20 protein-coding genes and 1 tRNA gene are annotated in these 23,934 nt (G+C 68.1%); 9 read left to right on the forward strand and 12 right to left on the reverse strand.

Annotated elements, in window-relative coordinates; genetic code table 11:
• Positions 1 to 15: 15 nt before the first annotated feature.
• A complete protein-coding gene (gene rlmN, locus J3S89_RS19695) occupies positions 16 to 1,272 on the reverse strand; it encodes a dual-specificity RNA methyltransferase RlmN (protein ID WP_217930137.1) in 1,257 nt (418 codons plus the stop codon).
• Positions 1,273 to 1,556: 284 nt separating this feature from the next.
• Positions 1,557 to 2,108 carry an invasion associated locus B family protein gene (locus J3S89_RS19700; protein WP_230489145.1) on the reverse strand — a complete coding sequence of 184 codons (552 nt, stop codon included), beginning with the start codon at positions 2,106 to 2,108 and terminating at the stop codon, positions 1,557 to 1,559.
• A 284-nt stretch (positions 2,109 to 2,392) separates the two neighbouring features.
• Between J3S89_RS19700 and J3S89_RS19705 the strand changes: the two genes are divergently transcribed.
• Entirely contained in the window at positions 2,393 to 3,370 is a 978-nt protein-coding gene (locus J3S89_RS19705) for an NADPH:quinone oxidoreductase family protein (RefSeq protein ID WP_217930147.1), read from the forward strand.
• Between the two features lie 2 nt (positions 3,371 to 3,372).
• On the opposite strand, the gene J3S89_RS19710 is transcribed toward J3S89_RS19705, so the two are convergent.
• Positions 3,373 to 3,741, reverse strand: a complete 369-nt coding sequence (locus J3S89_RS19710; protein WP_230489146.1) for a YkvA family protein — start codon at positions 3,739 to 3,741, stop codon at positions 3,373 to 3,375.
• Between the two features lie 185 nt (positions 3,742 to 3,926).
• Here J3S89_RS19710 and J3S89_RS19715 point away from each other — a divergent pair, with 185 nt between their 5' ends.
• The 3 genes from J3S89_RS19715 to J3S89_RS19725 all read left to right on the forward strand — a co-directional run bounded on the left by J3S89_RS19715 (position 3,927) and on the right by J3S89_RS19725 (position 10,281).
• Positions 3,927 to 4,439 (forward strand): GNAT family N-acetyltransferase, encoded by a 513-nt coding sequence (locus J3S89_RS19715; protein ID WP_217930149.1) that lies wholly within the window; start codon positions 3,927 to 3,929, stop codon positions 4,437 to 4,439.
• Positions 4,440 to 4,644: 205 nt separating this feature from the next.
• Positions 4,645 to 5,190: an inorganic diphosphatase gene (gene ppa, locus J3S89_RS19720; RefSeq protein WP_217930151.1), complete on the forward strand. Its 546-nt coding sequence runs from the start codon at positions 4,645 to 4,647 to the stop codon at positions 5,188 to 5,190.
• 228 nt (positions 5,191 to 5,418) lie between these two features.
• Entirely contained in the window at positions 5,419 to 10,281 is a 4,863-nt protein-coding gene (locus tag J3S89_RS19725; protein ID WP_217930161.1) for an NAD-glutamate dehydrogenase, read from the forward strand.
• A 57-nt stretch (positions 10,282 to 10,338) separates the two neighbouring features.
• On the opposite strand, the gene purH is transcribed toward J3S89_RS19725, so the two are convergent.
• From purH to J3S89_RS19740, 3 genes are all read right to left on the reverse strand, one after another.
• A complete protein-coding gene (gene purH / locus J3S89_RS19730) occupies positions 10,339 to 11,955 on the reverse strand; it encodes a bifunctional phosphoribosylaminoimidazolecarboxamide formyltransferase/IMP cyclohydrolase (protein ID WP_217930163.1) in 1,617 nt (538 codons plus the stop codon).
• Between the two features lie 180 nt (positions 11,956 to 12,135).
• Positions 12,136 to 13,851 (reverse strand): heparinase II/III family protein, encoded by a 1,716-nt coding sequence (locus J3S89_RS19735; protein WP_217930164.1) that lies wholly within the window; start codon positions 13,849 to 13,851, stop codon positions 12,136 to 12,138.
• A 120-nt stretch (positions 13,852 to 13,971) separates the two neighbouring features.
• A complete protein-coding gene (locus J3S89_RS19740; protein WP_217930166.1) occupies positions 13,972 to 15,414 on the reverse strand; it encodes an RsmB/NOP family class I SAM-dependent RNA methyltransferase in 1,443 nt (480 codons plus the stop codon).
• Positions 15,415 to 15,511: 97 nt separating this feature from the next.
• Here J3S89_RS19740 and J3S89_RS19745 point away from each other — a divergent pair, with 97 nt between their 5' ends.
• Positions 15,512 to 15,760 carry a DUF1674 domain-containing protein gene (locus tag J3S89_RS19745; RefSeq protein WP_217930176.1) on the forward strand — a complete coding sequence of 83 codons (249 nt, stop codon included), beginning with the start codon at positions 15,512 to 15,514 and terminating at the stop codon, positions 15,758 to 15,760.
• 6 nt (positions 15,761 to 15,766) lie between these two features.
• Here J3S89_RS19745 and folD read toward each other — a convergent pair whose 3' ends face one another.
• The 3 genes from folD to J3S89_RS19760 are packed head-to-tail and all read right to left on the reverse strand — an operon-like array spanning position 15,767 to position 17,345.
• Positions 15,767 to 16,693: a bifunctional methylenetetrahydrofolate dehydrogenase/methenyltetrahydrofolate cyclohydrolase FolD gene (folD, locus tag J3S89_RS19750; RefSeq protein WP_217930178.1), complete on the reverse strand. Its 927-nt coding sequence runs from the start codon at positions 16,691 to 16,693 to the stop codon at positions 15,767 to 15,769.
• Positions 16,694 to 16,719: 26 nt separating this feature from the next.
• Positions 16,720 to 17,055: a DUF167 family protein gene (locus J3S89_RS19755; protein WP_217930180.1), complete on the reverse strand. Its 336-nt coding sequence runs from the start codon at positions 17,053 to 17,055 to the stop codon at positions 16,720 to 16,722.
• Positions 17,056 to 17,057: 2 nt separating this feature from the next.
• Positions 17,058 to 17,345, reverse strand: a complete 288-nt coding sequence (locus J3S89_RS19760) for a YggT family protein (RefSeq protein ID WP_230489147.1) — start codon at positions 17,343 to 17,345, stop codon at positions 17,058 to 17,060.
• Positions 17,346 to 17,619: 274 nt separating this feature from the next.
• Here J3S89_RS19760 and J3S89_RS19765 point away from each other — a divergent pair.
• The 3 genes from J3S89_RS19765 (at position 17,620) to J3S89_RS19770 (ending at position 19,736) form a co-directional block, all read left to right on the forward strand.
• Positions 17,620 to 17,695 (forward strand) — tRNA-Ala (locus J3S89_RS19765).
• Between the two features lie 89 nt (positions 17,696 to 17,784).
• Positions 17,785 to 19,335 (forward strand): DUF6538 domain-containing protein, encoded by a 1,551-nt coding sequence (locus J3S89_RS23225; protein ID WP_230489148.1) that lies wholly within the window; start codon positions 17,785 to 17,787, stop codon positions 19,333 to 19,335.
• Positions 19,293 to 19,736, forward strand: coding sequence for a site-specific integrase (locus tag J3S89_RS19770; RefSeq protein ID WP_230489152.1), 444 nt, complete (start codon positions 19,293 to 19,295; stop codon positions 19,734 to 19,736). Before J3S89_RS23225 ends, J3S89_RS19770 begins: the two co-directional genes overlap by 43 nt.
• Before the next feature lie 102 nt (positions 19,737 to 19,838).
• Here J3S89_RS19770 and J3S89_RS19775 read toward each other — a convergent pair whose 3' ends face one another.
• The 3 genes from J3S89_RS19775 to J3S89_RS19785 all read right to left on the reverse strand — a co-directional run bounded on the left by J3S89_RS19775 (position 19,839) and on the right by J3S89_RS19785 (position 23,710).
• Positions 19,839 to 21,092, reverse strand: coding sequence for a PDDEXK family nuclease (locus tag J3S89_RS19775; protein WP_217930185.1), 1,254 nt, complete (start codon positions 21,090 to 21,092; stop codon positions 19,839 to 19,841).
• Positions 21,093 to 21,094: 2 nt separating this feature from the next.
• Complete coding sequence (locus J3S89_RS19780) at positions 21,095 to 22,360, reverse strand: DNA cytosine methyltransferase (RefSeq protein ID WP_217930197.1); 1,266 nt, start codon at positions 22,358 to 22,360, stop codon at positions 21,095 to 21,097.
• Between the two features lie 633 nt (positions 22,361 to 22,993).
• Positions 22,994 to 23,710, reverse strand: coding sequence for a recombinase family protein (locus tag J3S89_RS19785; RefSeq protein WP_338020054.1), 717 nt, complete (start codon positions 23,708 to 23,710; stop codon positions 22,994 to 22,996).
• A 42-nt stretch (positions 23,711 to 23,752) separates the two neighbouring features.
• Between J3S89_RS19785 and J3S89_RS19790 the strand changes: the two genes are divergently transcribed.
• Positions 23,753 to 23,934: transposase (locus J3S89_RS19790; protein ID WP_217930198.1), on the forward strand; the 182-nt coding region annotated here is incomplete at its 3' end.

Raw genomic sequence — 23,934 nt, forward strand, 5'->3', positions numbered from 1 at the left:
CCGTCGGCGGGACGGTCAGTCCTCGTCGTCGGCGGGCAGGGTTCCGATCATCGCCTCGAGCGCCAGACGCTCGGAGATCTTGAGCCGTTCGGAGGCCGACTTCAGCTGACCGCAGGCGGCGAGGATGTCGCGGCCGCGCGGGGTGCGGATCGGGCTCGCGTAGCCGGCGCGATTGACGATCTCGGCGAAGGCCTCGATCGTGTCCCAGTCGGGGCACTGATACTGCGAGCCGGGCCAGGCGTTGAACGGGATCAGGTTGATCTTGGCGGGGATGCCGCGCAGCAGGCGGACCAGTTCGCGGGCGTCGGCGGCGCTGTCGTTGACCCCCTTCAGCATCACGTATTCGAAGGTGATGCGGCGGGCGTTGGAGAGGCCGGGATAGTTCCGGCAGGCCTCGAGCAGCTCGGCGATCTTGTACTTCTTGTTGATCGGCACCAGCACGTCGCGCAGGTCGTCGCGCACCGCGTGCAGCGAGATCGCCAGCATGACGCCGGTCTCGGCGCCGATCCGCGGGATCATCGGCACGACGCCGGAGGTCGACAGCGTGATGCGGCGACGCGACAGCGACAGGCCGTCGCCGTCGGCGAAGATCTGCATGGCGTCGCGCACCGCCTCGTAGTTCATCAAGGGCTCGCCCATGCCCATCATCACCACGTTGGTGACGAGGCGGCCCTCGGAGGGGAGGATGCCGTCGGCCTTGTCGCTCGCGGGGAAGTCGCCGAGGCGCTCGCGGGCGACGACCACCTGGGAGACGATCTCTTCCGCCGTCAGATTGCGCACCATCACCTGGGTGCCGGTGTGGCAGAAGGAGCAGGTGAGCGAGCAGCCGACCTGGGAGGACACGCAGAGCGTGCCGCGCCCTTCCTCGGGGATGTAGACGGTCTCGACCTCGACCGGCTTGCCGGCGCCGCGCGACGGGAAGCGGAACAACCACTTGCGGGTGCCGTCGACCGAGATCTGCTCGGTGACCAGCTCCGGGCGGCCGACCACATAGGCCTCCGCCAACTGGGCGCGCAGCTCTTTGGAAACGTTGGTCATGCGGTCGAAGGAGTCGACCCCGCGCAGATACATCCAATGCCAGAGCTGGTTGACCCGCATGCGGACCTGCCGCTCCTCGACGCCGATGGCGAGAAGAGCGTCGGCGAGCCGGGCGCGGGAGAGGCCGAGCAGCGACGGCTTGGCGTCGACGGTGGCGATCGCCTGCGGTGCCTTGACGATCGCGTCGAGGACGTCGTCGTGCCCGAGGGGGGCGGCCGTGGCGGGGCTCGTCATGGGGTGTTCCTTCGCGGGGCGGCTTGCGGGCGTCGGGCGTCGCGGCGGGGTCGGCCGGCGCAACGCGAAAGGCGGACGGGTCGCCCCATCCGCCTGATCTCGGGTTCTTCATAGCCGAAAACCGCGCGCCGAGGAAGATCCCGGCGCCGGATGCCTCGTACTCGGCTCACGAATTTCGGACTCGTCCGAATTTCAGGAGCGTCACGGCCTGATCGGGCGATGCCCGGTCGGGCTCGCCTTCGCTCGCCGAGCTTCGAATGGGTCGAAACTCGGCGAGCTCGGCGTCACTTGCATTCCTTGGCGGCCGCGTCGAGCGCGGCGGAGACGCCGGAGAGCGAGAACTGATAGGAGGTCGGGTTGCCGCGCCCGGAGGTCGCCTGGACCGAGAGCTTGGAGCCCTTGCGCATGGCGTCGAGGAAGGGCGTGTAATCGGTGTTCTGCTCGAGCCAGGCGCCGTCGCCGCGGGTGAAGAAGGAGAACTTCTTGCCGTCGATGTCGACGACCGCCTTCGATCCCTCCTTCATCGGGTAGCCGACCTGGAGGCTCGGCTCGTTGCGGACGTTGTCGGCGGGGCGGGTCGAGACGAAGAAGAAGACGTCGCCGTGGTTGAGGTTGGCGGGGTCCATCTTCTGCGGCTTGGTCAGGGCGAAGCAGACCTTGCCCTTGGGGGCGGCGGCGGTGATGGCCTTCCAGTCCTTCGATTCGGCGATCAACATCGGCGAGCCGCCGGCCGCGGCGGCGGGCTTGGCCGGTGCCGGTTTCGTCTCCGCCTGAGCGATGCCGGCGGCCACGATCATCGTCGCGATCAGCGACACGGCGCCGAGAGCAGTTCTCATCTCACCATTCTCCGTCTGTTCGACGACGTATCGCCGCCCTCTGGGGACGGCGTCTCACCCTCCAGAAACCACGGGGATGGTTACCAGAAGGTTGCCGATCCGCGTGGCATTCGCGCGCAGCCGACGGGGGGGCGGGGCCGGCGCGCGCCGCCGCTCGTCGTGGCCGATGGAAAGGGCGAAAGTCGGGCATGACGAGGGCATCGACCAAAGGAGCGGCTGGACGGCGTCGGAGGGGGCGTGTTTCCTCTCGATCGGTTCGAATCCCGTGGGGGAAGGAAACGCGAATGAAGGCGGTCGTCTGTCGCAGGCATGGTTCCGCCGCCGATCTGGTGGTCCAGGATCTCGCCGATCCGGTCGCCGGTCCCGGCGAGGTGGTGGTGGGGATGCGGGCCTGCGCCCTCAATTTCTTCGACACGCTGATCATTCGCGACCGCTACCAGTTCAAGCCGGAGCTGCCGTTCTCGCCGGGCGGCGAGATCGCCGGGGTGGTGGAGAGCGTCGGGGCGGGCGTCACCGGCTTCGCCGTCGGCGATCGGGTCGTCGCCTATGTGAAATGGGGCGGCGCGCGCGAGAAGGTGGTGGTCGACGAGGAGGATCTGATCGCGCTTCCCGATGCGCTCGACTTCGTCCGCGCCGCGACCCTGTCGGTGACCTACGGCACGGCGATGCACGGCCTGATCGACCGGGGCGAACTGAAGGCCGGCGAGACGGTGGCGATCCTGGGGGCTTCCGGCGGCGTCGGGCAGGCGGCGATCGAGGTCGCCAAGGCGGTCGGGGCGCGGGTGATCGCCTGCGCGTCGGGGGCCGACAAGCTCGCCTTCTGCCGGAAGGTCGGCGCCGACGAGACGGTCGACTACGACGCCGAGGACCTCAAGGCGCGGCTGAAGGATCTGACCGGCGGCAAGGGCGTCGACGTCGTCTACGACGCGGTCGGCGACAAATATGCCGAGCCGGCGGTCCGGGCGACCGGCTGGCGCGGGCGCTATCTGGTGGTCGGCTTCGCGGCCGGCGAGATCCCGAAGATCCCGCTCAATCTGCTGCTCTTGAAGGGTTGCGATCTACGCGGGGTGTTCTGGGGCGACCATCTCGTGCGCGAGCCCGAGGCCTTCAAGGCGGAGATGGCGACGATCATGGGATGGGTCGCCGACGGCCGGGTGGTGCCGCACATCCATTCCGTCCGGCCGCTCGCCGAGACGGCGGCGGCGATCGAGGAGATCGCCGCGCGCAAGGTCAAGGGCAAGGTGGTGGTGACGGCGGGCTGAGCTCAGCGCTCCGCCAGCGTCTTCTTCGCCGCGTCGCGGTGGTCGTCGCGGATGTGGCGGCCGACCATGGCGATCGCCGCCATCAGCACGCCGGCGTCGTCGCCGAAGCCGACCAGGGGCAGGACGTCCGGCAGTACGTCGACCGGCGCGACGAAATAGGCGAGCGCCGCGAGCAGCGTCAGGCGGACCTTGCGCGGCGTGGTCGGGTCGATCGCGCAATACCAGGCGGCGACCACGTCCTCCATGAAGGGGATGGCGCGGGCGGCGCGTCGGATCGTCGGCCACAGGCCGCTGCGCACCCGCTCCTCGCGGGTCTCCTCGGGGCCGAGGATCTCGGGGTCGTCCCAGACACGGCGATAGGAATCGGTCACGGCGGGCTCCTGAGGGGCTCCGGGGACGCCGTCGCGGGAGGGCGCGGCGAAACGAGATCGAAGATCGGTACGTCGCGGCCGGGTTTCAAGGGGCGCGGGTGGCGGCGGGCGAAATGTCGGCCGTGTCCGGGAAATTCCGCATGGCCCCTCTTTGCGGCGAGGCGAACGCGGGTTACGCTTCCCTCATGAAGCTTGGTCAGATCGGTGTCAGACGCGCGGAGATCGCGGATGCCGGTCGCATCGCCGACGTTCACGACGCGGCGTGGCGACAGGCCTATCGCGGGATCATTCCGGGCAAGGACCTGGAACGGATGATCGCACGGCGCGGTCCGCTGTGGTGGAAACGCGCCCTCGATCGCCATACGGCTGTGCTGGTGTTGGAGGTCGGCGGCCGGATCGTCGGCTATGCCACGCTCGGCCCCAACCGGATGCGGATGCTGCCGCAGGCCGGGGAGATCTACGAGATCTATCTCGATCCCGACCATCAGGGTCTCGGTTTCGGCAAGCTGCTGTTCGAGGCGGCGCGCGCGGAACTGCGCCGCTACGGGCTCGCCTCCTTCTCGGTCCGGGTGCTCAGCGACAACGAACCGGCGATCGCCTTCTACGAGCGCCTCGGCGGGCGGATCGTGGCGGAGACCGGCGAGCGGATCGGCGAGGCGACGCTGCCCTTGGTGGTGTTCGGCTTCGAACCCGCCTGAGCGACGCGGACCCTCCCTTTCCCACGGATCGCGGCATGTCGTCCGAAGGGCGACGTTTCGTCACGGCGCGCGATCGGGTAAGAGAACTCCCCGAGCGGGTGGAGCGCGCGCCGCGCGACACCACTCGGCCGGGTGCTCGAGGGGCTCCCCGGACGTCGTCAACCCGTGGACAGCCGGCCCGAGACCGGCGGCCAGGAGTATCCAGATGCGCATCGACGCCATCGCCATCGGCAAGAATCCGCCCGAGGACATCAACGTCATCATCGAGGTTCCGATCGGCGGCGAGCCGATCAAGTACGAGCTCGACAAGGCCTCCGGCGCGCTGGTCGTCGACCGCTTCCTCTACACGTCGATGCGCTACCCGGGCAATTACGGCTTCGTGCCGCACACGCTGTCCGACGACGGCGATCCGATCGACGTGGTGGTGATGAACACCCGCGCGATCGTCCCCGGCGCGATCATGCAGTGCCGTCCGGTCGGCGTGCTCTACATGACCGACGAGAGCGGCCACGACGAGAAGATCCTGGCGGTGCCGGTGTCCAAGCTGACCCCGCGCTACGATTCTGTGAAGACCTACGCCGATCTGCCCAATATCGCGATCGCGCAGGTCCAGCACTTCTTCGAGCACTACAAGGACCTGGAGCCCGGCAAGTGGGTGAAGGTGGTGCGCTGGGGCGACGACAAGGAAGCCAAGCAGATCATCATCGAGGCGATCGAGCGCTACAACGCGGACAAGAAGGCGAAGGGCTGATCGGCTCCGCCGTCCGGTTCAACGGGAAAGCGCGGCTTCGGCCGCGCTTTTTTCGTTTTCGGCGTCGAAATTCGTTGTTTCTCGAGATCAGAGGGCCATTCTCGGCGGCCAATGGCCCGAAAATGGCCTCGTCGACGTATTTCGCCGGCTCCCGCGCCCTTCGAAACGGTTCGGTGAGGCGAGCGGATCGACGAGGTCGAAGAGACCGGAACGATCGAGGAGATGCCGATGTCGACGCATGCGCTGGTCCCGGTTCAGCCCGCCGCCCCCTCCGACGGTCCTCGGCTCGTCGGCGAGGCCGAACGCCGTCTCGGCGAGATCGGCGGCGCTCACGCGGCGGCGTGCGGGCGTCTGGCGCGGCTCCTGTTCGAGCGGGTCGCGGAAGAGGACGTGACGGCGGCGAACGTCGAGGATCTCACGGCCCTGACGGCGGCGGCCTTCGATCTCCTCGCCCAGCGGCGCGCGAAGGGGCACCGGATCCGCCTCGGCGAACGGATGCTGGCGAGCGGCGAGACGGTGACGGTCGTCGACGTGCTCAACGACGACATGCCGTTCCTGTTCGATTCGGTGACCGGGGCGTTGGTGGAGGCCGGCCACGAGATCCGTCTGGTCGCCCACCCGATCCTCGAGGTGGCGCGCGACGGGGCGGGCGGGTTCGTCGATCTGGTCGATCCGCGCGCGGCGCGGCCGGCCGGGACGATCCGCCGGGAGAGCCTGATCCACGTTCATCTGACCCGGCTTTCGAGCGAGGCGGCGCGCGGCGAACTGGTCGCCTCACTCGAGGCGACGCTCGCCGACGTGCGGGCGGCGGTCGAGGACTGGAAGGCGATGCTGAAGCGGCTCGGCGAGCTGGTGGTCGCCTATCGCTGGGGCACGACGCCGCTCGAGCCCTCGACCCGCGACGAGGCGCTGGGCTTCATGGAATGGCTGGCGGAGGACAACTTCACCTTCCTCGGCATGCGCGAATACCACTTCGAGGAGACCGAGGGCGGCGCCTATGTCGAGCCGATGGGCGAGACCGGGCTCGGGATCCTGCGCGATCCGGAGGTGCGGGTGTTGAAGCGCGGCGCCGAGAGCCTCAACGCCGCCAATGCGATCGGTGCCTTCGCCCGCTCGCCCGAGCCGATGATGGTGACGACCTCCAACATCCGCTCGCGCATCCATCGCCGGGTCCACATGGACTATGTCGGCGTGAAACTGTGGGGCGACGACGGCCGGATGACCGGCGAGCTGCGCATCCTCGGCCTCTTCACCGCGAGCGCCTACACCCGGTCGGTCCACGACGTGCCGATGGTGCGGGAGAAGGTGGCGCGGGTGGTGGCCCGGGCCGGGCTGCCGGCCGGCAGTCATTCGGCGCATGCGCTCGCCAACGTGCTCGAAACCTATCCGCGCGGCGAGCTGATGCAGATCGACGAGGCGACGCTGCTCGACTTCGCGCTGGCGATCCTGGCGCTGGGCGAGCATCCGCGCATCCGGGTTTTCGCCCGCAACGACCCCTTCGATCGCTTCGTCTCGGTGCTCGTCTTCGTGCCGCGCGACCGCTACACGACCGACCTGCGCCGGCGCATCGGCGAGCTGCTCGAGAGCCGTTTCGACGGCAAGATCGTATCGTGGCTGCCGTCCCATTCGGAAGGGCCGCTGACCCGGATCCACTACATCGTCGGACGCTATCGCGGCCACACGCCGGTGGTGGCGCGGGCCGATCTCGAGCGCGAGGTGGCGGGTCTGGTGCGGACCTGGCGCGACGATTTCGCGGCCGAGGTCGAGCGGCTCGACGACGAGGGCGTGATCCACGGCGCGCTGGCGCGCTGGGCGGACGCCTTCGGCGCGGCCTATCGCGAGGCGATGTCGGCGGCGGTGGCGGTCGGCGACATGGGGGTGATGGAGGGGCTCTCGCCCGAGGCGCCGCTGGCGGTCCGGTTCCAGCGTCGCGACGGCGACCCGGCCGAACGCATCGCCGCGAAACTCTTCCATCTCGCCGAGCCGATCGATCTGTCGCGCCGGGTGCCGGTGCTCGAGGCGATGGGGCTCCGGGTGATCGACGAGAGCACCTACCGGATCGCGCCCTCCGGCGGGCCGGTGGTGTTCGTCCACGACATGACGCTGGCGCACGGCGACGGCCGCGCCATCGATCTCCACGAAAATCTGATCGGACGGCTCGAGGATCTGTTCGCGGCGGTGTTCGCGGGCCATGCCGAGAGCGACGGGTTCGACGCGCTGGTGCTCGCCGCCGGGCTCGATCGCCGCGAGGTGGCGGTGCTGCGCGCCGTCGCCCGCTGGCTCCGGCAGGTGCGCACCCCCTGGTCGCAGGACTATCTGTGGGCGACGCTGCATCGCCAGCCCGGCCTCGCCGTCGATCTGGTGGCGCTGTTCCGGGCGCGGCTCGATCCGATGATCGTGGAGGATCGCGAGGCGGCGGAAGCGCGGGTGGTCGAGCGGATCGAGGCGGCGCTGTCGCAGGTGGCGAGCCTCGACGACGACACGATCGTGCGGCGCTTCGTCGAGGTGATCCGGGCGATGGTCCGCACCGACTTCTTCCGCGAGGAAGGGGGCCCGCGCGAAGAGGGGCGGCGGCCGCGCGACACGCTCGCCTTCAAGCTCGATCCGCATCGCATCTCCGATCTGCCGGCGCCGCGTCCCTTCCGCGAGATCTGGGTGTGCGGGCCGACGGTGGAGGGCGTCCATCTGCGCTTCGGGCCGGTGGCGCGCGGCGGGCTTCGCTGGTCGGATCGGGCGCAGGACTTTCGCACCGAGGTGCTGGGTCTCGTCAAGGCGCAGCAGGTCAAGAACGCGGTGATCGTGCCGGTCGGCGCCAAGGGCGGGTTCTTCCCCAAGAAGATCACCGCCTCGATGGATCGCGACACGGTCCAGGCCGAGGGGGTGGCGGCCTATCGCACCTTCGTCGGGCGTCTCCTCGATCTCACCGACGACATCGTCGAGGGCGTGATCGTGCCGCCGCCGTCGACGGTCACGCGCGACGAGGCCGACCCCTATCTGGTGGTCGCCGCCGACAAGGGCACCGCGACCTTCTCCGACACGGCCAACGCCATCGCGCAGAGCCACGGTTTCTGGCTCGACGACGCCTTCGCCTCGGGCGGGTCGGCCGGCTACGACCACAAGAAGATGGGGATCACCGCGCGCGGCGCCTTCGAGGCGGTGAAGCGGCATTTCCACGAGATGGACGTCGATCCGATGACGACGCCCTTCACGGTGGTCGGCGTCGGCGACATGTCGGGCGACGTCTTCGGCAACGGCATGCTGCTGTCGCCGGCGATCCGGCTGGTGGCGGCCTTCGATCACCGCCACGTCTTCCTCGATCCGGCGCCGGACACGGCCGTCTCGCTCGCCGAACGCCAGCGTCTCTTCGCGTTGCCGCGCTCGTCTTGGGCCGATTACGACCCGGCCAAGATCTCGGCCGGTGGCGGGGTCTTCCCGCGTTCGGCGAAATCGATCCGTCTCACGCCGGAAGTACGGGCGATGCTCGATCTCGACGTCGATCACGCCACGCCGACCCGGGTGATCCGGGCGATCCTGACGGCGCGGGTCGATCTCCTGTGGTTCGGCGGCATCGGCACCTATGTGCGGGCGGCGACCGAGACCGACGCTCAGGTCGGCGACAAGGCCAACGACGCGATCCGCATCACCGCCGCCGATCTCCGAGCGCGGGTGGTGGGCGAGGGCGCCAACCTCGGCATGACCCAGGCCGCGCGGATCGACTACGGCGGGCTCGGCGGGCGTTGCAATTCCGATGCGATCGACAATTCGGCCGGGGTCAACTGCTCGGACGTCGAGGTCAACATCAAGATCGCGCTGGCGCCGGCGGTGGCGGCGGGGCGGCTCGCCCGGCCCGACCGCGACGCGCTGCTCGCCTCGATGACCGACGACGTCGCCGAACTGGTGCTCGCCAACAACCGTTCGCAGACGCTGGCGATCTCGGTGACGCAGGCCGACGGGCTCGCCGATCTGCCGTTCCAGCGCCGCCTCGTCGGCCTGCTCGAGAAACAGGGGCGGCTCGACCGCAGGGTCGAGACCCTGCCCGACGACGCCGCCTTCGCGAGCCGTATCGAGGCGGGCCAAGCGCTCGGCCGCGCCGAGATCGGGGTGCTGCTGGCGCACGCCAAACTCGCCGCCAAGGCGGATCTGATCGGAACCGATCTGGTCGACGATCCGTGGTTCGAGCGCGAGCTCTTCGCCTATTTCCCGCGGGCGCTGCGCGAGGCGCATGCCGACGGCATCGAGGGCCACCGCCTGCGCCGCGAGATCGTCCTGACGCGGCTCGTCGACGCGATGATCGATCGGGGCGGGCCGACGGTGCTGGTCCGGATCGGCGATCGCACCGGGGCGAGCCCGGCGGTGGCGGCGCGGGCCTTCGTCGCGGTCTCGGCGATCTTCGGGCTCGACGATCTCGGCGCGGCGCTCGAGGCGCTCACCGGGCGGGTGTCGGGGGCGCGACTCCTGGAGCTCCACGGGCGGGTTCGCGAGATCGCGATCGCCGCGACCATCCGCTTCGTGCGCTCGGTCGGTCCGCGCGAGGCGATCGAGGCGAGCGTGACGCGGTTCCGCGCGCCGGTCGAGACGCTCGCGGGCCGGCTCGCGGCGATCGTGCCGGAGCGGGTCGGCGCGGTGATCGCGCGGATGCGCGACGACCTCGTCGGGATCGGCGTGCCGGAGGATCTGGCGGGCCGGCTCGCCGGGCTCGATCGCCTGATCGAGGGGCTCGACGTGGTGGTGGTGGCGGAACGGCTCGACCGGCCGCACGAGGAGGTGGCGGCGGCGTGGTTCGCGCTCGGCGAACATCTGGCGCTCGATCGGCTGATCGACGCGGCGCGCGACCTGCCGGTCTCCGACTATTTCGACGGTCTGGCGATCGACCGGGCGGTCCGGATGCTCGCCGACGCCCATCGCGCGCTCACCATCGAGGCGATGGCGGCGGGCGGCGTCGAGGCCTGGGTCGCGGCCCAGGGCGAGGAGGTCGGCCGGGTGCTGGCGGCGGTCGGGGAGACCCTGTCGGAGACCGGCGGGGCGGCCGGGCGGGTGTCGCGCTTCACCGTGGCGGCGGCGCTGGTCGCCGATCTGGTGGAGACGGCGTGAAAAACGACGAAGGGAGGCCGAGGCCTCCCTTCGCATTTCGGATCCGGCGATCGCCGCTCAGTGGCGGAAGTGGCGCATGCCGGTGGTGACCATGGCGATGCCGGCCTTGTTGGCGGCGTCGATCACCTCCTGGTCGCGCATCGAGCCGCCCGGCTGGACGACGGCGGTGGCGCCCGCCTCGACCACGACCTCGAGTCCGTCGGCGAAGGGGAAGAAGGCGTCGGAAGCGGCGACCGAACCCTTGGTCAGCGGCTCGGAGAGACCGGCGATCGCGGCGGCGTCGGCGGCCTTGCGGGCGGCGATGCGGGCCGAATCGACCCGGCTCATCTGGCCGGCGCCGATGCCGACGGTGGCGAGATCCTTGACGTAGACGATCGCGTTCGACTTCACGTGCTTGCAGATGCGGAAGGCGAAGGCGAGGTCCGCGGCCTCGGCCTCGGTCGGGGCGCGGTCGGTCACGGTCTTCAGCTCGAGCGCGTCGACGGTGCCGTTGTCGCGGGTCTGGACCAGCATGCCGCCGGCCACCGTCTTGGCGGTGAGGCCCTCGGCGGCGGGCTTCGGCAGGCCGCCGGTCAGGAGCAGGCGCAGGTTCTTCTTGGTCGCGACGATCGCCTTCGCCTCGTCGGTGGCGTCGGGGGCGATGATGACCTCGGTGAAGATCTTCACGATCTCGGTCGCGGCCTCGGCGTCGAGGGTGCGGTTGAAGGCGATGATGCCGCCGAAGGCGGAGACCGGGTCGCAGCGCAGCGCCTTCACATAGGCCTCGGCGAGGGTCTTTCCTTCCGCCACGCCGCAGGGGTTGGCGTGTTTGATGATGGCGCAGGCGGCGGTGCGGGCGGGATCGAACTCGGCGACCAGCTCGAAGGCGGCGTCGGTGTCGTTGATGTTGTTGTAGGAGAGGGTCTTGCCCTGGATCTGGGTGGCGGTGGCGACGCCGGGACGAGCCTCCGGGGTCTTGTAGAACGCCGCCTTCTGATGCGGGTTCTCGCCGTAGCGCATCACCTCGGCGAGCGTGCCGCCGAAGGCGCGGTACTTCGGCGCCTCCTCGCCGATGGCGGCGGCGATCCAGTTGGAGATGGCGGCGTCGTAGGTCGCGGTGCGGCCGAAGGCCTCGAGGGCGAGCGCCTTGCGCAAGCTCAGCGTGGTGGCGCCGTCGTTCGCCTCGAGGGCGGCGAGCACGTCGGCGTAGCGGGCCGGATCGACCACCACCGCGACATGGGCGTGGTTCTTGGCGGAGGCGCGGATCATCGCCGGGCCGCCGATGTCGATGTTCTCGATGGCGGTCGCCCAGTCGGCGCCCTTCGCCACCGTCGCCTCGAAGGGATAGAGGTTCACCACCAGGAGATCGATGCCCTCGATGCCGTGGGCCTCCATGGCGGCGACATGGTCGGGGTCGTTGCGCACCGCGAGAAGGCCGCCGTGGACCTTCGGATGCAGCGTCTTGACGCGGCCGTCCATGATCTCGGGGAAGCCGGTCACGTCCGAGACGTCCTTCACCGGCAGCCCCGCCTCGGCGATCGCCTTGCACGTTCCGCCGGTCGAGAGCAGCTCGACGCCGCGGCCGACCAGGGCGCGAGCGAAGTCGATCAGGCCGGTCTTGTCGGACACGGAGAGGAGGGCGCGCTTCAGGGGAACGCGGTCGGGCGGGGTGATGTTCTTGACGGTGATCGACATGGGAGGGCTGTGCCTTCACGAACCGGAGCCGTTCGGGAACGGATCGGGGATGGGCGGAACGGCGGCTCACACCGTTCGGCTCGTCACTTCGCCTCGGATCCGGAAATTTTCGCGTGCGCGATAGCACGAATCCTCGCCGCCGCAAACAGGCCGAAAGGCGGTCTGCCCGATCGGGGCGGATCAGCGGCGCGGAATCAGCGAGCGCGTGGCGTGGGTGAAGACCCAGGAGAGCGCGCGTGGACCGTCGGCGGCGACGGTGAGGGTGATCTGCTCGGCGCGCCTGAGGCCGTGCACGTCGGCGAGATGGACCGAGGGCTCGACCACCGGACGGACGTCGGCGCAGGCGAAGTCCCAGGCCTCGCCGTTGGGGCCGGTCAGCCGGACGGTGTCGCCGAGGGTCTCGGTGCGCACGCTCGGGTGGAGATGGAAGCGGACCACATAGGGCACGGCGGCGGCGCCGTCGGCGGCGGGCAGGATCCGGTCGGTTCCCTCCAGCCGGTCGCCGTCGGCGGAGAGCCTCAGGCCGCGCTCGTGCAGGACACCGTAGGTGCGGGCGTAGCCGTCGTGGCGCGCGGTCACGGCGATCTCGACGCCCTCGTCCTCGATCTCCTGCTCGTGCCGATCGACGTCGACCTGTTGCGGGCCCGGCAGGAGGACCGGGCCGATCAGGCGGACCAGCAGGCCGTCGTCGCGGAGGCGGGCGGAGGAGTGGTCATCGACGATCAGGGCGGAATGGGCGGCGGTGGTGCGGGCGAGCCTGCGCCACTCGCCGACCGGGCGGAAGGGCGCGCCGCAATTGACCACGAAGCGGCAATGGCCCGAGGACATCTCCAAGGCGAGCGTGCCGGCATGGGCGATGGTCGAGAGCTCGGGCGGGGGCGGCGGGCCGCAGTCCATCATCACGACGGTGCCGCTCGCCTCCAGGCGCTGATAGCCGGAGTGCGGGGCGTTGCCGTGCGGCCGGCTCTTGGCCTCGTCATAGGCGAAGACGGTGGCGATCAGGTCGGTCGGGGTCGAGGTGGCGCCGTTGAAGAGGGCGAGCGCGCCGTCGTCGTGGCGGAAGAAGCGCAGCATCGGCATCATGCGGTCGATGGCGTTCATCATCGCCTGCGACACCGGCAGGCCGCGCGCCGCCAGGACCTGACGGATCGGCAGGAGATCGACCAGGATCTCGACCACGGCGGTCGGATTGCGGCCGACATGGCCGCCGTCGGGCAGGATCTGGCGCTGGAGCTCGTCGTCGAGGCGGCGGGCGGCGGGCTTCACCCAGCGCCGGAAACTCTCCACGGTGACGGCGCAGGCGAGGACGGCGATCGCCACCTTGAGGCGCGGCAGCCCGTCCGGCTCCTCGCCGCGATGGATGCGCAGATGGCGGAAATGGCGGGTGAGGCCGGCCAGGAAGCGGTGATAGAAGGCGGGGTCGGCGTCGGCCAGGATCATCGGCGCCTGGGTCAGCCAGGCGAGCAGGCGGCGGGCGGCGGTGTCGAGTTCCCAGGCGGCGTCGGCGTGATCGGCGATCTTCAGCCAATCGTCGACCAGGGCGCGGGCGTTGGAACGGGCGACGGCGGTATCGGCCGAGCGCAGATGGCGCAGCCAGCCGAAGCCGTGCAGCACGCGGGCCCATTCGGCATTGGGAGCGGTCACCTCGAAGGGCGAACGGCCGCGACATTCGACGATCTGGCCGGAGAAGACGAAGACGCCGGCGTAGATGTCGTCCGCGACGGTCGGATCGGCGGTGCGCAGATCGGAGGGGGCCACCGTCAGGCGGTCGGCGGCCGGTTCGACCAGGGTGCGGGCGGTGCGCAGGGCGCGGACGAAGGGCGCGAGGAGGCGCCGGGCGACCAGACGGCCGACCAGACGCAGTTCCGTCCCTCTTCCCGAACCACGGTCGCTCATGAAACCCCACCGTCGGCCCTCGCCCACCCGATGCGGCGCGAGGGGCGCGAAACCCCACGGTTCAGGGCACTCCATCGCGGTTAACGGCGGGTTAAGGGGAAGACGGAAAAGCGGTTTCCTTCACACCGTCCTTCGACGGAGGCGGGCGGCGAAGAAGCCGTCGAGCCCGGCGAGGCGCGGGTCCTCGGCCGGCAGGAGGTCGGGCCGGGTGCGCAGATCGCCCTCCGGCGTGATCGCTCCGGCGAGGCCGCCGATCTCCTCGGGGGTGACGGGAACGCGTTCCCACTCGGGGTGATCGGCGAGGAAGGTGACGATCTGCTCCTCGCCCTCGGCCTTCTGCAGCGAACAGGTGCAATAGACCAGGAGGCCGCCGGGCTTCAGCCAATGGGCGACCCGGTCGAGGAGATGGGCCTGCAACGCCTGGAGCGCCTCGAGGTCATGGGCCTTCTTGAGGCGGCCGACGTCGGGGTTGCGGCGCAGCGTGCCGGTGGCCGAACAGGGCGCGTCGAGCAGGATGGCGTCGAAGGGCGCGTCGGGCTCCCACAGCGAGAGGTCGGCGGCCAGCGCGGCGGCGGGCGCGAGGCGGAGCCGGGCGAGGTTCTGCTTCAGCCGCTCCAGGCGATGGGGCGACAGGTCGACGGCGGTGACCGAGGCGCCCCGGGCGACGAGCTGGGCGGTCTTGCCGCCGGGCGCGGCGCAGAGATCGGCGATGCGGGCACCCGTGACGTCGCCGAGAAGGCGCGCCGGCAGAGCGGCGGCGGCATCCTGAACCCACCATTCGCCGGCCTCGAAACCCTCCATCTTGTCGATGGCGCCGTGCGAGACGAAGCGCACCGAGCCGGTCGGCAGCACCACGCCGCCGAACTTCTCGGCCCAGCCCTCGGGGTCCGACTTGACGGTGAGATCGAGCGCCGGTTCGACCATGTGGGCATGGCCGAAGGCGCGCGCGGCCTCCTCGCCCCAGCTCTCGCACCAGTCGCGCCAGAGCCACAGCGGCGTCACCAGCCGGTCGGCGTCCTGATCGGCGAGAATGGTCTCGCGCTCGCGGACGAGGTTGCGGAGCACGCCGTTGACCATCGCCTTCCACGGCTGGAGACGGGGGTCGCGGGCGGCGAGTTCGGTCGCCAGCGACACGGCGGCGTGGTCGGCGACGTCCATGAACAGGACCTGGGTGGCGCCGACCCGCAGGATCTGGCGGGCGCGGAGCGCCTTGGGCGGCAGCGGACGCTTCATCAACCGCTTCAGCGCGTCGTCGATCAGGCCGAGACGGCGCAGGCAGGTCGAGACGATGGCGCGGACGAGGCCGCGATCGGCCGGCGTGAGCGCGCGCCAGGACGGGATGCCGGCGCGGTGGTCGAGGACCTGATCGAGGGGGCGGCCGTCGTCGAGCACGGCGGAGAGGATCTCGACGGCGTGGCGGCGGACGGCGAGGCCGGGCTCGTCCTTGCGCTCCTCCAGGACGACGCGCTCGTCGCGCGGACGCTGTTCGCGTGGGGCATCCCCGCGAGCGGGGGCGGAAGAGCGGGGGCGGTTGGGAGCGCGCGGGCGTCCACGATCTGTCATCGACGGGGGGATCTCACGAGAGGCGGCGTCGTGGTTCGACGCGGCTGAGCCGCCATGCTATCACCCGGTTTCCGACGAGGATCAAGGCGAGGATGCCATGACCGACGACGCAAAGTCGAAGACTGCGCCCGAAAACGCGGCGGCGACCGTCGCGACGGCCCCGACGCGGCCGCGTTTCGAGGATCTGCCGCCCGCCGCGCAACGCGCCCTGAAGGAGGCCGAGGAGCGCCGCAAGGCCGCCGACGCGGCCGCCGTCCCGCGCCCCAAGGAACTGATGGGGCGTGACGGGCCGGAGCCGGTGCGCTACGGCGACTGGGAGTTGAAGGGCATCGCCTCGGACTTCTGAAGTCCCTCAGCGGCCGAACAGGCGTTTGTCGAGCTCGGCGAAGAAGGCGGGCGCGGTGAGGCCGCGCCGGCGATGGGCGGCGATCAGCGTGTTGGCGAGAAGCGTGGCGACGGTCATCAGGCCGACGCCGCCGGGAACCGGGGTGATCGCGCCGGCGACCGCGGCGGCCTCGTCATAGGCGACGTCGCCGACCAGCCGGGATTTGCCCTCGCCCCTCTCCGGGGCGGGGATGCGGTTGATGCCGACGTCGATCACGGTGGCGCCGGGCTTGACCCAATCGCCGCGGATCATGCCGGGGCGGCCGACGGCGGCGACCAGCACGTCGGCGCGGCGGCAGACGGCGGGAAGATCGCGGGTGCGCGAATGGGCCATGGTCACGGTGCAGTCGGCCATCAGCAGCAGCTGCGCCATCGGCCGTCCGACCAGTTCGGAACGGCCGACGACCACCGCCTCGAGGCCGGCGAGGGGACGGCCGACCGAATCGAGCATCATCATCGAGCCGTAGGGCGTGCAGGGCACGAGGTTCGGCCGGCCGGCGGCGAGGCGTCCGGCATTGGTCACGGTCAGGCCGTCGACGTCCTTGGCCGGATCGATCGCGGCGATCACCCGGCCGGTGTCGAGATGGGCCGGCACGGGCAGCTGCACCAGGATGCCGTCGACGGCGTCGTCGGCGTTGAGGCGGGCGATCAGGCCGAGAAGCTCGGCCTCTGGCGTGTCGGCGGGCAGGCGATATTCGAAGGAGCGCATACCGACTTCGACCGTCTGGCGCGCCTTGGAGGCGACGTAGACGGTGCTGGCGGGGTCCTCGCCGACCAGGACCACGGCGAGGCCGGGGGCGGCGCCGCGCGCCTTCACGAAATCGGCGACGGCCTCGGCCACGGTGGTGCGGAGGGCCTGAGACAGGGCCTTGCCGTCGATGATGCGTGCGGTCATGGGGTCCCCCGAGGTTGCGGCGCCCGTCACTTGGCGGCGGCGGCCGATCGGTCCAGCGCGGCGGCGAGTTCGGCGCCGTCGCCTTCGACATGCAGGATCTTTACCCGGCTGGTGTGTCCGGAAACGACATCGACCTTCGTCCGAGCGACGCCGAGGGCCTTGGCGACGAGCGCCACCAGGGCGGCGTTGGCCTCGCCGTCCGCCGGCAGCGCGCGGACGTGGGCGATCATCACCTCGTTGCCGTCGGCGAGGCGCTCGAGCCGTCCGAGCGCGTCGCGGGCGGCGCGCGGCGTCAGGCGGACGCGCAGACGCACCCCGTCGGCACGGGGCACGATCGCGGAGGCGGGGGCGACGGCGGCCATGATCAGCGGATCAGGATGTGGAGATACTGCCGGACCAGGAAGATGCCGAGGAACACAACCAGCGGCGACAGATCGAGACCGCCGAAATCGGGCAGGAAGCGCCGGATCGGCGCCAGGACCGGCTCGGTCAGGCGATAGAGCATCTCGCCGATCGCCGCCACGGCGCGATTGCGCGTGTTGACGACGCCGAACTGATAGAGCCAGGAGAAGACGATCGAGCCGATCAGGACCCAGCCGTAGAGGTCGAGCAGGAGATCGATGACGAGGATGATCGGGGTGATGAGAGCCATGCCGCGCTTCCGTTCGTTTGATCACCTGATGTAGCGAGCGGCCGAGCCCTTGCCAAGGGAGCGGCCGCGCCGGAACCGGCGTGTTCGCCGACGCGGTGAACGCGGGCGGGTCGCGGAGGTTCGCGCGCGTCGGGGCCGGCGTCGATCGCCGCGGGCGAGGGGTGTCGGCGAGAGAGGCGTGGGAAGCGTGTCGCGACGCTTGACAGGCTTCCGCCGGTGCCGTAAACGGCGCCCATCCGACGCGGGGTCCCCCATGGCCCCGCCTCGCACGGTCGGGGCTGTAGCTCAGATGGGAGAGCGCTGCAATCGCACTGCAGAGGTCAGGGGTTCGATTCCCCTCAGCTCCACCAATTCACCCCAAGCCTTTGAAATTGGGTAAGTTCCGGAGCTTTCAACGGTTTTTGACGCTTGTGTAACCCCTGGGTGTTACACCGAGGTCATGGAAGCCGTGCCCGGACACACCAACCTCTTCCGCAGAGGTGCCGTCTACTACCACCGCTGCAAGGTCCCGACGGACATCGTCGAGACCTATGGTCGGCGCGAGGAGACGTACTCGCTCAAGACCCGCGATCTCGCCGAGGCGGTGCGCCGCGTGAAGGTCGCGTCCGTCGAGACGATGAAGGCGTTCGACGACCACCGCCGGAAGGTCGCCGCCGAAAAGGCGGTGGTGGCGGCGGCGGAGGCGCGGGCGGCGGTGTCCGATCCCATTGCGCGGCTTCTCGCCGCCGGAGAGGCGATGGCGGCGAACGACGCGGACGAACGCGCCGAGCTGATCGCCTATTCGACCCTGTCACGGTCTCAACTCAACCTCTTCGCCGAGCTTCACCGTTCGATCCGCCTCGAAGACGACGAGGACGCGCGATTCAACGGCTTCAAGGCGGTTCGGCCCGGTCCGGGCAGCGACATGCTGCTGTTCGCGGCCGACGACAAGCGCCTCGCGGGTAAGAAGGCGCACGCGACCGACTACGCCCTCGCCGAGAGCAAGGCGCGGGCCTTCCTCACCGGCTCGATCCTACGCGGAAAGCTCGCACGCGGCGAATACGGCAGCGTCGAGGGCTATGCCGAGGACTGTCTCGCCGCCGCCGGAATCTCACTCGACGTGGAGTCCCGGGCGTGGCGTTCGCTGTTGCGGCTCGTTCAGGTCGCCGAAGTGCAGGCGATGGCGGACATTCAGGCGCGCAACGAGGGCAAGGAACCCGAACATCGGGGTTCAGATGAGATCTTGGCCGAAATCGCCGCCAGCTTGGTTCCCAAGCCCGTAGAGCCGAATTCGACCGCCTCCGCTATGTCGCCTCATCCGATACCCGCCGCGCCCGTCAGCGCTCTTCCCACGCTCTCGGAGCTTCGCGACCAGTGGATTGCCGAGGCTGCAACGCGCAATTTGGCGGACAAAACGGGTGATGCTCACCGGATCATGGTCGACATGTTCCTCGAACTCGTCGGGGATCGCCCAATCGATGCCTACGCCAAGGCCGATGCCCGCGCCTTCAAGGACGTCCTCTCGGCGCTGCCGCCGAACCGGTCGAAGATGAAGGCGCTGCGCAACCTGTCGCTCGAGGCTGCGGCGAAGAAGGCGAAGGCGGCGGGCTTGCCGCCGATGAGCATCACCAACGTCAACAAGCACCTCGGATGCCTCTACGGCCTCTTCGCGTGGACGCGGAAGCACTATGACGAGGTGGAGAAGAACCCCTTCGAGGGAATGCAGGTCGAGAAGAGGACGAACGCACGCGACGATCGCGACCCGTTCTCGCTCGACGATCTGAAGCGGATGTTCGCCGCGCCGATCTTTCGGGGATGCCGGTCCGAGCGACGCTGGTCGACGCCGGGTGCGGTGGTGCTTCGAGACAGTCCGAAGTTCTGGGTGCCGCTCATCGGCCTGTTTACAGGGCGCGTCTCAGCGAGATCCTTCAACTCTACCGAGACGACATCGTCGACGTCGACGGCGCGCTGTGCTTCCGGATCTGTGCCGAGAAGAACGATCAACGGGTGAAGACGGCCTCGTCGCGGCGGCTCATCCCCGTGCACGCCGAATTGCTGCGGATCGGCTTTGCGGCTTACGTCGCAGGGAAGTCGGGGCGGCTGTTCGACACGGTCGAGAAGGCGCCCGACGGCTACTATTCGTCGACCTTCTCGAAGCACTTCGTGCGCTTCCTCGACTCGGTCGGGGTGAAGCGGCCGAAAGTGTCGTTCCACAGCTTCCGCCACACCTTCGAGGACGCCTGCCGCGCCTGCGGCGTGCCCCACGACGTCACGCGTGCCTTACAGGGGCATTCGCAGGGCGGCATGGCGGATCGCTACGGCGGGCAATACCCGGTGGTGAGGCTGGTGGAGGAGATGGGGAAGCTGCGGCACGCGGGGTTGGATCTGTCGGCGCTCGCGGTGGTGCCATAGCGGGCTCGTCATGCCGCGCGACGGACGGCCGCGCGCCGAAATAGGTCATTTGCACCCGTAACGCTACGACGATAACAGCACGACCCACTTTCGTCCGGCTTTTCATCTCGTCCGGCTAGCGGGTCCAGGGCCTGTGTAGGCGGACTCACTCTCAAGGCTTTCGACAGGCATGCCGCCCTCCCGGAGCGACTTGCGTATACTGGCGAAGGCGCTCACCTCTGTGCCATCCATGGGCACGTCAGTGATGACGGTTTTAGCGAGTTCGGGCCAGAACAGCTTGAGCCGCCGAGAGAGGGCTGAAAGTAATCCAACTTCGGCATCGATGTTTGAGAGAGCGGCAGCGGGAGCCACTTCAAGAGCCCAGTGAGAAATGGATGGAGCGTCCGTACCAATTATCTTCCTAACCACTATGGGCGACGGGGTGACATCCGTCAGTGCGTCGGGGTCAAAAACATAAATCCAGGCGGGGCAAGGATTTGGGCGTTCCCGCCCCGGAGCGAGCAGGCTGAATGTGCCGTCCCCCTCAGCCTTCAGCTCAGGTGCACCAAGATGGCGCTGCCAACTATCCCAGACGGATTGCGGAATTGCAAGAACACAACCAGCACAACGGTCATGATGACCGAGTTGAAACTTGAACATCATCTGGTAAAATGTACGCTTAAACACGTTGGCGATGTTGGGGCCTTCCACGCCCTCCGAGAGCCACCATTGGTTATCCTGCACAGTCGAACCAAAGTGCGTCGGATGCATGCGCAGACCTTCGCGAAGATTGCGCACTGCGTCGCGATAGGAGCCGTGAAAATCCATCGTCTGGATTTCCAAAATACCAAAGCTCCCGATATGGGGAACGCCATCCTTGTTCCCGACTTCGACCACCGTCACATCGAAAGAGAATTCCGGCGAGCGCTCAGTTGGCGGGATCGAAAGCTCGCCGCTGGTCTTCTTGTCAAAGTAGATGAATACACGCTCTCCCGCGCCCAGGCGCCTACCGATGTCGTCCCGGACGTCGGTGCGTTTGAGCGTGACGGCCGGAGTGACAAAAGGCTGGACACCTGCGGGCAAGGCGAAGAGTTGGTGGATTGAGTTCGAAACCAGTTCATCATTGAGCGCACGGTAAGGGCAGACGAGCCAATCCTGCCGTGAGCCGTTGCTCAGGCTGCTTATGGTACACACGCCCTTAGCCGCTTCTGCTTTAATGCACTTGCGTAGTTCCCCCGTCGCATCCGACAGGAATGGACATCGCTCGTTCTGCTGGTCAGCGATGGACGAAGAGGTCGAAACCACAGCCGGATAGACGCGATGCCCGAACCACTCGCTGACAAAGTTTCCTTGCGGTTCCTTGGGTTTCTTCGCCATGCTTACTCTGCCGCCGCAAACGGTTCAGTGGGAATGGAATAGCGCGACTTTATCGGCACAGACGCGCGTGCCGTATCGCGTTCGCCGGTCAGCATCCCATACAGTTCATTAGCGACCGCGCGGGCTAGAAGTGGCGGCACGGCATTGCCGACCTGATCGTATTGCTCCGAATAGCTGCCCTCAAACACGAACCAGTCGGGGAAGCTCTGAATACGGGCGGCCTCGCGGATGCTTATCGTGCGGTGCTGCTCTGGATGGATGTACTCGCCGGATTTCGGATCGCGGAACCTCGTGATGATAGAGCGCGCGATTCCGGTCCATTGCATGCGGCGGTAACGCCTAGTGTGATCTTTTCTGAGCGCGCGCTGCATTCCGGCCGGAAGAAGATGGTGCGGCAGATCTCGCCAGTCCTGGCCGGGCTTCAAGAAGCGGATACGGTCGAGATTCTGCTTCGACAGACGTGCAGCGTAGTGATTCGCGACCATCCCCGAGTTGGCACGCATGGCCTCCTGGTAGTCGCTCTGAGGCGCGCAGCGGTAAGCCGTCGCGATCTCTCCGCCTTCGATAACTGGGAGGTCGCCGATGGCCTGTGCAATGGTGACAAAGCCGGCACTTTGGTCGGGGCTGATCGTTCGGTTGGGCACGAGATCGCCAATTCCCGCATTTCCATGCGTTGGCAGCGGAAAACCGCCGCGCTTGTCTTCGCCAGAACGCCAGCCGATGAAAAACATGCGCCAACGCATTTGCGGGACGCCGTATTGGGCCGCCAAGAGTTCCGCGCATTCCACAGAATACCCGGCACCATTGAACGCGCGGCCAATCTCGCGCAGGACGGTTCCTTTTTCGAGCGTCGCGAGTCCGGTGACGTTTTCAATGACGACACAGCGCGGTTTGAGCTCTTCTGCGATACGGAGAAATTCGTGAAACAGACCGTTTCGGGGATCCCAGATCTCCCGCTGCCCGATGATGCTGAATCCTTGGCAGGGGGGGCCGCCAATCAGTAGGTCAAGTTTGCCCGGCTTTAGACCCGCAGCCTTCAGAATGTCTTTGCCGCGGAGTTTCTGGATTTCAGTTCGCGCGAACGGAATGCTGGGGAAATTGCGCCTATGCGTAGCCTCACATGCAGAATTAATATCTGAACAAAATACTACATTAAACCCTGCATTCGAGAGGCCGAGGGTAATACCGCCTGCTCCGGAGAACAGATCGATTGCCGTAGGTTGATCCGGGTTTGGAATGGAGGGGCGCTCAAGGCGAGGCGTCTTCACGGCTTTAACTCCCGGCGCGAAGGCCGTTTGAATAATTCTATTTGCACTTCGAACTGTTCACGATCCAGGTGCTCTCTGATGAGGCGGACGATCAGGGTCGACTTCTTGAACCCCTTGGTTCGGCAGTACGCGTGCGAAACGTACCGCCTCGTCTTCCGGGATCAAAACATGAACACGAGCACAGTGGGTCATGGGAAGGCCGGAGGTCAAGAGGGTGATTCACTATCCGAAAGATAACCCATCTTTGCTCACTTTCGTAAAGTAAGCGCAATTTATATGTGAAAATGCGCATAAATGTGTATTTTGCCCGGAAGAGCAAGTTCAATAAGAGGTGAGGCTTTGATGGCCCGATAGGACCGACCGTGGTGAGATAGTTGGAGGAACCCGAACTTGAGCGGTCGCTTCGGGCGGTTACCAGCCTCACGTCACACGGAACCTCGCCGCCTACCGCGTTCCCCGGTGACTTCACCACCGCCGGACGGGCGCTCTACGTCTTTGCGGCAGTGACTGGGGTAGGCTTCCATTTGGGTCCCCTCGGGGTCGGAAATTTGGAGACCGGGGGGTATGCGGACGCCGCCGCCGGTCGGGGGAAGCCGCCGGCGCGCGAGCGGGTCTCTCCTCTCCCATGACGATTCACGCAGCCTGCGTGTCTTCGCTCTTCACCCGGAACACCGAACGGATCGAGATCCCGAGCCGGTCGGCGACCTGTTCGGCGGTGAGCCCTTCGGCGCGAAGGCGCCGGACGTCGTCGGCCTTCGCCCGGGCGGTGGGCTTGCGCCCCTTGTACTTGCCCTCGCCCTTTGCCTTGGCGATGCCCTCGCGCTGCCGTTCGAGCATCATTTCGCGTTCAAACTGTGCGACCGACCCGAGGACGTTGAGCATCAGCGTTCCCGTCGGCCCGGCGGTGTCGAGGTTCATGGCGAGAATGCGCAGCGAAGCGCCTTTCGCCTTGATCCGGTCGACGATGGCGACGAGGTCGCGCACCGACCGCGCCAAGCGATCGAGCTTGGTCACCACCACCACGTCGTCGTCGCGCACGTAGTCGAGCAAGGCTTCGAGCTGAACGCGCGGGGCGACCGACGAGACCTGTTCCTCGAACACCTTCTCGCATCTGGCGGCGGCGAGGTCGCGGCGCTGCGCTTCGAGCCCGGCGAGCTGTTCGACGGTGGAGGTGCGGGCGTAACCGATGATCTTGGACATGGGGCACTCCGTTTGTGCCAATAGCGTTTTAAACGTCGTGTCTCGGTTATGCCAAAAATCGAACATGACTTCAATGGCGCACGAATCCGACCTCTCGCGGTGGTTAATGGCATATGCCACAGGGGCAAGGTCTGACGTGCTCCCCGTCATTCCGGCCACGGATAAGTTTGGTCCTTCACCAGGAGCAGGACCATGCGGCGCAGCCGTTTCAGTGAAGAGCAGATCATCGGCGTGTTGAGGGAGCACGAGGCCGGCATGAAGCCGTCGGACCTCTGCCGGAAGCACGGGATCAGCGAGACGACTCTCTACAAGTGGAAGGCCAAGTTCGGCGGGATGACGGTTCCTGAGACGGCGCGCCTGCGCACGCTCGAGGA

Source organism: Pinisolibacter aquiterrae, from assembly GCF_019160155.1.
Classification (GTDB): Bacteria; Pseudomonadota; Alphaproteobacteria; order Rhizobiales; family Ancalomicrobiaceae; genus Pinisolibacter; species Pinisolibacter aquiterrae.

Excerpts from the sequence above, each read along its gene's own strand:
- rlmN (WP_217930137.1), bottom strand. The coding sequence starts at position 1,272 with ATGACGAGCCCCGCCACGGCCGCCCCCCTCGGGCACGACGACGTCCTC.
- J3S89_RS19700 (WP_230489145.1), bottom strand. The coding sequence starts at position 2,108 with ATGAGAACTGCTCTCGGCGCCGTGTCGCTGATCGCGACGATGATCGTG.
- J3S89_RS19705 (WP_217930147.1), top strand. The coding sequence starts at position 2,393 with ATGAAGGCGGTCGTCTGTCGCAGGCATGGTTCCGCCGCCGATCTGGTG.
- J3S89_RS19715 (WP_217930149.1), top strand. The coding sequence starts at position 3,927 with ATGAAGCTTGGTCAGATCGGTGTCAGACGCGCGGAGATCGCGGATGCC.
- ppa (WP_217930151.1), top strand. The coding sequence starts at position 4,645 with ATGCGCATCGACGCCATCGCCATCGGCAAGAATCCGCCCGAGGACATC.
- J3S89_RS19725 (WP_217930161.1), top strand. The coding sequence starts at position 5,419 with ATGTCGACGCATGCGCTGGTCCCGGTTCAGCCCGCCGCCCCCTCCGAC.
- purH (WP_217930163.1), bottom strand. The coding sequence starts at position 11,955 with ATGTCGATCACCGTCAAGAACATCACCCCGCCCGACCGCGTTCCCCTG.
- J3S89_RS19735 (WP_217930164.1), bottom strand. The coding sequence starts at position 13,851 with ATGAGCGACCGTGGTTCGGGAAGAGGGACGGAACTGCGTCTGGTCGGC.
- J3S89_RS19740 (WP_217930166.1), bottom strand. The coding sequence starts at position 15,414 with ATGACAGATCGTGGACGCCCGCGCGCTCCCAACCGCCCCCGCTCTTCC.
- J3S89_RS19745 (WP_217930176.1), top strand. The coding sequence starts at position 15,512 with ATGACCGACGACGCAAAGTCGAAGACTGCGCCCGAAAACGCGGCGGCG.
- folD (WP_217930178.1), bottom strand. The coding sequence starts at position 16,693 with ATGACCGCACGCATCATCGACGGCAAGGCCCTGTCTCAGGCCCTCCGC.
- J3S89_RS19755 (WP_217930180.1), bottom strand. The coding sequence starts at position 17,055 with ATGGCCGCCGTCGCCCCCGCCTCCGCGATCGTGCCCCGTGCCGACGGG.
- J3S89_RS19760 (WP_230489147.1), bottom strand. The coding sequence starts at position 17,345 with ATGGCTCTCATCACCCCGATCATCCTCGTCATCGATCTCCTGCTCGAC.
- J3S89_RS23225 (WP_230489148.1), top strand. The coding sequence starts at position 17,785 with ATGGAAGCCGTGCCCGGACACACCAACCTCTTCCGCAGAGGTGCCGTC.
- J3S89_RS19775 (WP_217930185.1), bottom strand. The coding sequence starts at position 21,092 with ATGGCGAAGAAACCCAAGGAACCGCAAGGAAACTTTGTCAGCGAGTGG.
- J3S89_RS19785 (WP_338020054.1), bottom strand. The coding sequence starts at position 23,710 with ATGACGGGGAGCACGTCAGACCTTGCCCCTGTGGCATATGCCATTAAC.